2 protein-coding genes are annotated in these 1,637 nt (G+C 66.7%); one reads left to right on the plus strand and one right to left on the minus strand.

The genetic code is table 11. The features are described from left to right. Positions 1-480: amidohydrolase family protein (locus KM176_RS24710; protein WP_160897344.1), on the plus strand; the 480-nt coding region annotated here is incomplete at its 5' end. 116 nt (positions 481-596) lie between these two features. Here the strand turns inward: KM176_RS24710 and KM176_RS24715 are convergent. Further along, on the minus strand, positions 597-1,637 hold a 1,041-nt coding region (locus tag KM176_RS24715), incomplete at its 5' end, for an aminotransferase class III-fold pyridoxal phosphate-dependent enzyme (protein WP_160897345.1).

Below are 1,637 nucleotides of genomic sequence, written 5' to 3' on the forward strand. Positions count from 1 at the left end.
CAGCTGGGCGGGGTCGCCAATATCCAGGCGCTCTGGGCGCGGCGCGAACCCTCGGTGACCGAGGTGGCGATGCCGATGGCCGGACCCGAGCTGGAGGACTGGATCTATCCCTTCGCCTCCCTGCTCGAGGCCGGGGCGCTTGGCGTGCTGACCAGCGACTGGGGCGTCTCCAGCCAGAACCCCTTCCTGATCATGCAGACGGCGATCACCCGCCAGCCCCCGGGCGCCCCCGACCATCCGCCCCTGACCCCGGCCCAGTGCCTGACCCGCGAACAGGCCCTGAAGGCCTATACGGTGAACGCGGCCCGTGCGGCCTGGCGCCCCGATACCGGTGCGCTGTCGGTCGGCAACCTGGCCGACCTGATCATCCTCGACCAGGACATCCTGGCCTGCGATGTGCAGGACATCGCGCGGATCCGGGTGCTGCTGACCCTGCTGGGCGGCGAGGAAGTCTTCCGCGCCGAAGGCTTTTCCGGCTGAATCCACCAGAGCCCGCCGAAACCATCCAGAAGCATGAAAACATGACGACCCCGGAAAGATCCGGGGCCGTTTCGTCTTCGGGTTCGCTCCCGCGCCAAAGGCGCCGCCGAAAGGGCTCAGGCCGCCTCGGCCAGTTCTTCGGCCGCCTGCAGGATCGCGGCGCGCAGGATGGCGACCATCTCGTCGATCTGCGCCCTGGTGATGACCAGCGGCGGAGAGAGCACGCACATGTTGCCAAGCGGGCGCACGATCAGCCCCTTCTCGAAGGCGTAGCGGTCGATCTTCTCGCCCAAAGCGCGATCCGGGGCTCCGACATCCAGCGCAGAGCCCGGCCGCACCATGCATTCGACGCAGCCCAGCAGCCCCTTGGTCCGCACATCGACCACCACCGGCAGATCCGACAGCGTCTTCAGACAGGCCTCGAAATAGGGGGCGATATCACGCACGTGTTCCAGCAGCGCCTCGTCCTCGAAGATCGCGATATTGGCCAGCGCAGCCGCGCAGCTGACCGGATGGCCGGAATAGGTGTAGCCGTTGTTGAAATAGGCGCCATGGGCATTGTCGCCGGAGATGTTGTCCAGCAGCCGCTCCGAGATCGCCAGCCCACCCAGCGGCACATAGCCCGAGGTCAGACCCTTGGCGAAGGTCACGATGTCCGGGGTGACGCCAAAGACCGACTCCAGCGCGAACCATTCGCCCAGGCGCCCGAAGCCGGTGACGACCTCATCGGCGATATAGACGATGTCATGGGCCTCGCAGATAGCCTTGATGCGGCGGTGATAGCCCTCGGGCGGCAGGATCATGCCCCCGGAGGCCAGCAGCGGCTCTGTCAGGAAGGCGGCGATGGTCCCGGGGCCGGCCCGTTCCACGGTGTCGCGGAATTCGTTCACCAGAAGGTCGCAGACCTCGGCCTCGGTCCGGCCTGGGAAGCGGCGCGGGTTAGGGCTGGAAATGAAGTGGATGCGCGGGCTGTCGACATCGAAATTCGCGGCGCCACCGAAGCGACCCGAACAGGCGGCGGTCAGCGCGGTGCTGCCGTGATAGCCATCGACCTGGACGATGATGCCCTTCTTGTCCTTCAGGCCGCGCACGTTGTTGCGGAACTCGACAAAGCGCAGGGCCGTATCGACGGCGGTCGAGCCGCCGGTTGTGAAGAA

The sequence above is a fragment of the Pseudooceanicola endophyticus genome, from assembly GCF_018760365.1.
GTDB lineage: Bacteria > Pseudomonadota > Alphaproteobacteria > Rhodobacterales > Rhodobacteraceae > Pseudooceanicola > Pseudooceanicola endophyticus.